General features: G+C 59.9%; 6 protein-coding genes. 4 read left to right on the top strand and 2 right to left on the bottom strand.

The genetic code is table 11. From position 1 onward, the window contains the following. On the bottom strand, positions 1 to 364 hold a 364-nt coding region (locus IVA82_RS10215), incomplete at its 3' end, for a helix-turn-helix domain-containing protein (protein WP_247379799.1). A 554-nt stretch (positions 365 to 918) separates the two neighbouring features. On the opposite strand from IVA82_RS10215, the gene IVA82_RS10220 reads away from it, so the two are divergent. The 4 genes from IVA82_RS10220 to IVA82_RS10235 all read left to right on the top strand — a co-directional run bounded on the left by IVA82_RS10220 (position 919) and on the right by IVA82_RS10235 (position 4,226). Then, on the top strand, positions 919 to 2,595 hold the full coding sequence (locus tag IVA82_RS10220; protein ID WP_247379801.1) for a type II and III secretion system protein family protein: 1,677 nt from the start codon (positions 919 to 921) through the stop codon (positions 2,593 to 2,595). A gap of 12 nt (positions 2,596 to 2,607) precedes the next feature. Beyond that, positions 2,608 to 3,012 carry a hypothetical protein gene (locus IVA82_RS10225; protein WP_247379819.1) on the top strand — a complete coding sequence of 135 codons (405 nt, stop codon included), beginning with the start codon at positions 2,608 to 2,610 and terminating at the stop codon, positions 3,010 to 3,012. 47 nt (positions 3,013 to 3,059) lie between these two features. Continuing rightward, a complete protein-coding gene (locus IVA82_RS10230) occupies positions 3,060 to 3,629 on the top strand; it encodes a tetratricopeptide repeat protein (RefSeq protein ID WP_247379822.1) in 570 nt (189 codons plus the stop codon). Positions 3,630 to 3,704: 75 nt separating this feature from the next. Then, positions 3,705 to 4,226, top strand: a complete 522-nt coding sequence (locus IVA82_RS10235; RefSeq protein ID WP_247379825.1) for a hypothetical protein — start codon at positions 3,705 to 3,707, stop codon at positions 4,224 to 4,226. 27 nt (positions 4,227 to 4,253) lie between these two features. Here IVA82_RS10235 and IVA82_RS10240 read toward each other — a convergent pair whose 3' ends face one another. Beyond that, entirely contained in the window at positions 4,254 to 6,506 is a 2,253-nt protein-coding gene (locus IVA82_RS10240) for a fused MFS/spermidine synthase (RefSeq protein WP_247379829.1), read from the bottom strand. Positions 6,507 to 7,660 lie beyond the last annotated feature (1,154 nt).

A 7,660-nucleotide genomic window follows, 5' to 3' on the forward strand; every position in this document is an offset into this window, starting at 1 on the left:
GCATCGTCGGAGACAGCCGCCGCTCGAATTCCCGGAATAAATCGCAGAACCGGCTGTAGCCATAACCTTCCGGATGGACCGCCCGGTACTCCTCCCACAACACCATCAGATTGATGCCAGGCCGCTTCAGCTCACAGGCCAGCGAGGCCCAATCCGGCTCAGCTCGCCGGCGGAAGCCTCGCCTGACGCCGGCATGGGCAAACAGACGTTGTTCAAGAACGGCGTCGGTCAGATCGCCTGCCAACGGCCACGCCAGCCCGGCCGTCGAGGCACGCTTGAGATTGTCCTGGATGGTGCTGCGCGCCACGCCGAGCGTGCGCCCGATCTCCCGGGCGCTCACCCCATCACGGGCAAGCCGCAGCATCTGTCGTATCTGTCGCATGGTCAGTTCTCTCTTGGCCGGTATCCGCTTCCCCTCGTTGATCAACAGGGACTTGATGCCTGAGGGACTGACCCAAACGAAAACGCCGACTTCCAAACCCGGCCGGCTTCAAATCGGAATGCCGGCCGGTTCCATTTTGGAATCGTGGCCGGCTTCAAGTCGAAATACCCGGCCGGAATAAATCGGAATCCGCAGGAGTGTGGGTCTGCCTTTCTGAATGGAATTTCCGAAAACCGATAGGCGCTTGCATCCGGAGGAGCAGCGGGACCCGTCCCGAGGCGCCTGCGCTGCACAATAGTTCCAGGCAGACCGGAAAAGTGGTGCTCGCTGGCAACATCGCAAAGTTTTCTCTGCTGTCACCGCAGCGCGGTAAGCCTCTCTTCTTGCAAGTCGGTGGCACGAGGGATGATGATATCGGAAATACGAAGTAACGATTTGTAATCGGACAAATTGTAAGCTCTGCGGCGTCGTGCGCAGAGGGGACGTCGAGTACGTAGATTTGCGGGGTAGCCGTGGATCGCAGCGGGGGGACTCGAATGGGTGGCGGTCACGTTTCGGGTAAGGCGGCAGGGAGGCTTCTCGCCTTCGGCGTGGTGGCTCTTGGCGCGGCGCTCGCCGTGGCTGGGTCCGCTAACCGCGCGGAGGCTGCAGACCGGCGAGTCTCGTCCAGCGGCGCCATCTCGGGCGGCGGCGTCTTCGTCAGCGAAATGAACGACGTCCAGCGGGTCAAGGTGGTCGTCAACAAGTCACGGACCTTCAAGGTCGATGCGCCTTTTGCAACGATTGTCGCGGGCTCGCCTGACATCGTCGACGTGAAGTCGCTCAGCGATCACCTGATCTATGTCCAGGGCAAGCAGACCGGCACCACCAACGTCATTTTGTTCGACTCGTCGATGAAGCAGATCGGGATCCTCGACGTCGAGGTCGTGATCGATACCGGCAATCTGCAGCAGAACATCCGGACCGGCAGCGGCATGCAGGGTATTCGCGTCTCGGCCTCCGAGGGGCAGGTGGTGCTCAGCGGAACGGCGGTCGACGCGGTCGCGGCCGAGCGGGCCATGGCAATCGCCACCGGCAGCGTTGCGAAGGGTGGCACCGTGGTCAACGCCATGAGCGTAGCGGCGCCGCAGCAGGTGATGCTGGAGGTGCGCTTTCTCGAGGTCGCTCGGGACGCCGGTCGCGATTTAGGAGTCAATCTCTTTGGTGGCAACGCTAGCGGATCGCGAGGATTCAACACCGGCCTTGGCGCCGGCGGTTCGGCCGGTGCGGTGACCTCAGCCGGACGTATCTTGAGCGGCAGAGACGGTACGCCTCTGCAGGATCCCGTGACCAACGGCCATGTCGCCACTCCAGGTGGCCTTCCCTTGATCGGTACTGCCAGTACCTTGGCCGGAAGCGCTGTGCCTTTTGGCAGTTTGTTGACAAGCGTTTTGAAGTTCAACAATGGCAACACGTTGGACGTCCTGATAACTGCACTTGAGACCAAAGGCGTCCTCCGCCGCCTCGCCGAGCCAAACCTGATGGCGCTCTCAGGCGACGCCGCGCGCTTCCTGGCCGGTGGCGAATTCCCGGTCCCGGTGGCTTCTACGGCGGGGACTGCTGGCTTGGTTCCGACGGTGACCATCGAATTCAAGAAATTCGGCGTCGAGCTGGCTTTCGTTCCTACAGTGCTGTCGCGAGGCGTGATCAACCTTCGCGTCGAGCCCTCGGTCAGCGAACTTGATTTCGCTAACGCGGTGACCATTGCCGGCACGACTATTCCCGCGCTGTCGCGGCGGGACGCGCGCACCACGGTCGAACTGCGCGACGGCCAGAGCTTTGCGATCGCCGGCCTGCTGCAGACCCGCAACCGGGAGGACGTTTCGCAATTGCCCTGGATCGGCTCGGTGCCAGTGCTTGGAACCTTGTTCAGCAGCAAGTCGTACCAGCAGCAGGAAACGGATCTGGTTATTATAGTCACGCCGCGCCTGGTCGCGCCGGCCGCACCCGGTCAGCAACTGGCATCTCCGCTCGACTCCCGCCTTCCGGCCAACGATGTCGATTTCTTCCTCAACGGCCAAATGGAAGTCCGCAAGCGTTACAATGACTACGTCAATTCCGGTGGCGACGTGAAGGGCCCGTACGGCCATATCATCGCTCCTGAGCTTAGGGCGCCCGTTCCGGCGCCGGCCGCCGTTGTTAGCGATCAGCCGGTCGTAAAGACTCTCAACTAGCGGAGCGAAAAGATGACCATAAAATATCTGGTTCTGTTCGCGCCCTTGCTGCTCGGGGGATGTTACGGCCTCGCCGGTCATGACGAGATGGACCGCTATTTCCAGCGTTCCGACACCATCACGATGAGCGCTGGCGATGCCAAACAGGTCAACGCCGTCACCCACACCATTCATCCCTGGCCGCGATACGCCGGTGATCGCAGGATCGCATACGATGCGCGGCGCGTGGGCGCCGCCGTGACGCGCTATGGCAACACGACACGGCCGGTGGATCAGCTTCCCGATATGGGAAATGCGACGGAGGCGATGGGCCAGCGGCCTCCCGTCACCCAGAATGTCAACATAGAAGGATTGCCGCCTGGATCGAACGCTGGAGTGTCGGTACCGGTCGGCGGAGCACCGGGTACGGGCAGGTAAAGGCGCCAAGGGGCCTTAGCTTTGGGTGATTTAAAGATGATATTCCAATGAGTGCGCTGATCCTGGCGGGGACAATCATTATCCGGCGCACCGTCCTGGTGCTGACGTGTTGCGGGTTGGGGACAGCCCTCGCGGCGTGTGACTACACATTGAGGGAGGCAGCAATCGTGGCCCCCGTGGATCCGCCGGGCGGGGACCCCGTGCAGGAGCCGACCGACGTCAAATATTACCCTTCGGATGAACCCGTTCGGCTGGGGCTGGAGCATTTCAACCGGGGCAGTTACGGGGTTTCCCAGCGCTATTTCAAGGACGCTGTCGAGAAATCGCCGAAGGATTTGACGGCCTGGATTGGGCTCGCAGCGAGCTACGATCGGTTGCGTCGTTTCGACCTGGCTGATCAGGCCTATGCCCAAGCAATCCGGCTGGGAGGCGAATCTGTTCAAATCCTGAACGACCAGGGCTATTCACTAATGCTGCGCGGCAACCTGAGTGCAGCGCGGCGAAAGTTCGAGAAGGCTTATTCGCTCGATCCCGGCAATCCAGTCATCGCCAACAACCTTGAGCTTCTTAATGGCAGCCGGCGGTTCATTGAAAGGCCGCCGAATAATCAGCCATAATCAGAGCGTCGACGGGGGAACTGTTTGAATTCATTTTGCCGGGGGACCTTTACGTCGCGCGAACCGTTTCTTTACATGAACCGTCTGTTTAAACTGCAATTCCTGGGGCCCTTGGCGCTGTTTGCCGCCACGCTTTGCGCCGAATTGGCTGCACGTGTCCTTGAGTATGCTCCGAGCTCTGAATTTCTCTGGTTCATCAATCTCAGGATGTTCGGCATCTTTCAGCGAAGCGACGCTGTTTTGAGCTATTTTGTTCCGATCAAGGGGTTTCAGTTCTTCGGGCTTGCGCTTCCGATCTTCGCGCTGGCCAGTGTTGGGCTCGCAGCCAAGTCCAGGCCCGTTTTCACGGTCGCAACGCATGCCAGTGTAGCCTATGCCCTGTTTTTGGTTGTCTGCTGGCGGCTTGGTGCACCCACCGCTGTGCAGGCATCGCTTGTAGCCGTTGCGGTCCCGTCGGGTGGCCAGTTCGTGATGGCGACTATTTTAGGGGCCTGCCTCCTGTCCTTTGCGGTCACGCACCTGCTCTATTTCTTTGCCGTGGGACAGGAAATCAGAGCTTTGGTACGTTGGCTACGACCGATCTTGTTCTCGGCATAAGAAACCGCATTAAGGCGCAGCCTCAATTCAGCGTGGGAGCTTGCGGTCGAGAATGGCGCCGAGAATGTCGGCATAATCATCGGACCAGGCTGAGCGTGGATCGGGATCAAGGCGGGTCCATCCTGCCTGCGCGGCCAGGTCGCCGAGATCCCGTGCATCCCGGGCAAAAACAACAACCTGCGCAGGTTCTCGCAACTCGTCGTCGGCCGTATCCGGCGGAAGCTGGCCTTTGCCGTATGCAAAGAGGCCCTCCGCACCACCGACGGCAGCCGCCGGCCGCCACAGCGCCATGTGTCGATTCGAGATGTGCAAGACGATGGCGCCGTGTGCCGTCAGGCGAGATAGATATCCGGCGAATGCCTCGCGCGTTAGAAGGTGCACGGGAATTGCATCGGAGGAGAAGGCGTCTAGCACGATGAGGTCGAAGCGCTCCGGCGCCGCCGTCAGCGTCAGTCGTGCATCTCCCAGCACAATAGGGATGTCGGGTCCGCATTCCGACAAGAACCGGAATAGAGTTGGGTCGCGAGCGATACGGACCACAAGAGGATCGAGCTCGAAAAACGTCCAGGCTTCGTCGTCTTGTCGATGGCAAGCAAGGGTGCCTGTGCCGAGCCCAACAACTGCCACTCGAGCCAACCGGCCTTGCGCCGCGCGGGATGCCGCGATCGCGTCGGCAATCGGTCCGCCGAAATAGTAGTACGTCGTCGGTTCGGGGCGGCCGGTTACCAAGCTTCCATCCGCATTGCGCACGCGTTCAGCGCCATGCAGAGTCGTTCCATGCAATAGGAGGCGGTAGTGCCCCGTGCGGTCCTCGACAACCCGATGTACGCCGAAGAAGCTGCGGCGTTGCTCGATACGCGGGAATAATGGCTCGAGGCTACCAATGACGAAGGCTAGCACCGCGAGGCCGAAAAACAATGCCGGCAGCCGCCGGACCAACACCATAGCGCCCGCCACGAGAATTAGCCCGATTTCGATCGGCAGCGCGTAGCTGGGTGGAATGCGAACGTGGAGCCACATAAGGCTAACGCCCAACGCTACCAACAGAAGACCTGGGCCACTCTGCCGCATAAACCGACCCGCCCCGACTGCGAATGTGCCGGGCATTGCCAGCAGCGCTGCCAACACCAGTATAGGATACTCAGCGACACCGTTGAACACGTGCGGTGCGATCAACCCGGCGAAAACGCCGCCGATCAAACCGCCAAATGAGGTCCACAAGTAAAATTCTGTTAGCCGCGCAGGCTCCGGCCGGCGCCGATAGAGCTCTCCATGACAGGCGAGTGCGAGGACCACAAAACCTACAAGGTGAATCGCGAGCGAGGCGCTCAAATACGGCCGAAGTTCTGCTGACGCGGTGGCGATCAAGGCCACCACAGCGAATGGTACCAAGCTCAGCACGCGCTCGTGTGCCACCCACGCGCGCTCGCGGAAGATCGCTACAAAGGTTAGAAGATAGAGCGACAAAGGCAGAACCCACAGGAATGGCGCAGCCGCCAAGTCGGTCGAGATCGCAGCCGTGACGGCGACCACGAGGCCGGCCGGAATCGCAGCTAGCGCCGTCCACATTCCGCGGTCGGCCATCGTGGGAGTGGCGGCTCTGGCCGGGACTGTCATGGCGCTCAAAGGTTTGTGCATGCGGGCTGCGACAACCGCCGCCGCCATAATAAGCATCATCAACAGCGCATAGCCGAACGACCACGTTAGAATTTGTGTGTGCAGCGTCGATAGGGGTTCGACAACGAAGGGGTAGGTCATCAGAGCCGCGAACGACCCAAGATTAGATGCTGCATAGAGAAGGTAAGGGTTTGTCGCCTGCTGGTGACCGCTTGCTGCGAACCAATGCTGTAGCAGGGGTGCGGTCGCGGCGAGCGCGACGAACGGCAGACCGATCGAAGTGGCAAACAACGCCAGGAGCCAGAGCTCGGGCACGGTCTGCGGCACAGTCTCGAAGCCGTGAGCGATGCCGATCGGCAAGGTGGTCGCAGCAACTGCCAGAAGACCTAGATGAACCAGCGCCGCGAGCGCTACCGGCAGCGTGCGACTGAGCAGATGCGCGTAGGCGTAGCCGAGCAACAACGCCGCCTGGAAGAAAACCATCGCCACTGACCAGACTGCGGCGGCCCCGCCGATCCTCGGCAGCACCATCTTGGTAAACATCGGTTGGATCCCAAATAACAGCAATGCCGAAAGAAACAGTGCTGCTGGGTATAACGCAGGTGCAAAACGCGCTGCCCGCGCCGCTGTCGGCCGAAGTTCGATTTCGTCATCCAAATTCATGGCGTTATTCCTACGTAAAATTATTCTAAGTAAGCGCCGCCAGAGCTATTCCATAGTTATTGGCTCGGGGATTGGACAGGATCATCAAGCAAATTCTATCCTTCAGTTGCTGATCCCGGAAGTCTAGACGACGGGAAACTGCTTACGGGTTCGACGACCCTCGATGAGCACACAGAGCCGCGCTAAATCGCGACGTTAACGCATTATGCGCGAGGTCAGCTTGAGGTATTCGATCGTCGATCAGCATGCGCGACCGTATTCTTACGGGGTCCCGACGGAGGTACCCCCTTCGTTGCCCCACCCAAGATTCTTAGCGAGCATCGCGACGAGGAAGCAGGGGCTACGCGATTGCTTGTCTCTCATTTCAAACGAATCGCAGGCAGGACGTGCCCACATTTCGAGTTGTTCATGACCTGCGGCGGCCGACTGTCGGATTGCGATCTCTCAAGAGACGTTACGAAGACAAGAAACGTGATGGGAGAACCATAAGCCGTGGGCAGTCGTCAGCAGGCCGAGCATTTTCACAACAGGCCAGAGATCTTTCTGGCGGCGGCACGGCCCTGGACGCGGCAGCTTCAGCCGCGGCGAGCGATCCACTCGATACTAGCCTTGCTAACCATTCCATCCCAATCTGGCGACAGCGTTGCTCGCCGGCCAGGGCAGATCCTTGTTGCGGCGCGTGAGAGTAACTTCCGAGTGAGCGGGGCCGTTTTCTTTTGCGCTGAACCGGCCGAGCCGTGTTCGAGCCAAAAGGAAAGCTGCCCGAAATTGCTTGCGGCGATATTTTGCTATCTGGCAGACACCCAATCAGGCCCAGCAATTGCCTTCGTGCGCCGCACCCAATCTCGGAAATGGGTGGCTCATTTTGTAGCTCCTCCATCTACTTTTCGGGCAAGAAATCCAAGGCCGAACTCTTTGGCCAACTCTCGCGAATATCAAAGATGTTTCCCTGGTCAGAGATTACTTGAATTTGGTGGCGCAACCCGCGCGAGTCTTCCTCGATCGGCCAGATGTGGGTGGCGTTTCGCTCGAAGTGCTCGAACATCAAATCAACCGTACTCGTCCGAGGACGGCCGTCTTGCGAGTTCATCCGGTCTGTAGCTGACTGTCGGTATGGATATCCTTACTGATAGTCGCCAAGTGCGTCGCCTTGA

It is taken from the genome of Bradyrhizobium sp. 142, from assembly GCF_023074015.1.
In the GTDB taxonomy this organism is placed as follows: domain Bacteria; phylum Pseudomonadota; class Alphaproteobacteria; order Rhizobiales; family Xanthobacteraceae; genus Bradyrhizobium.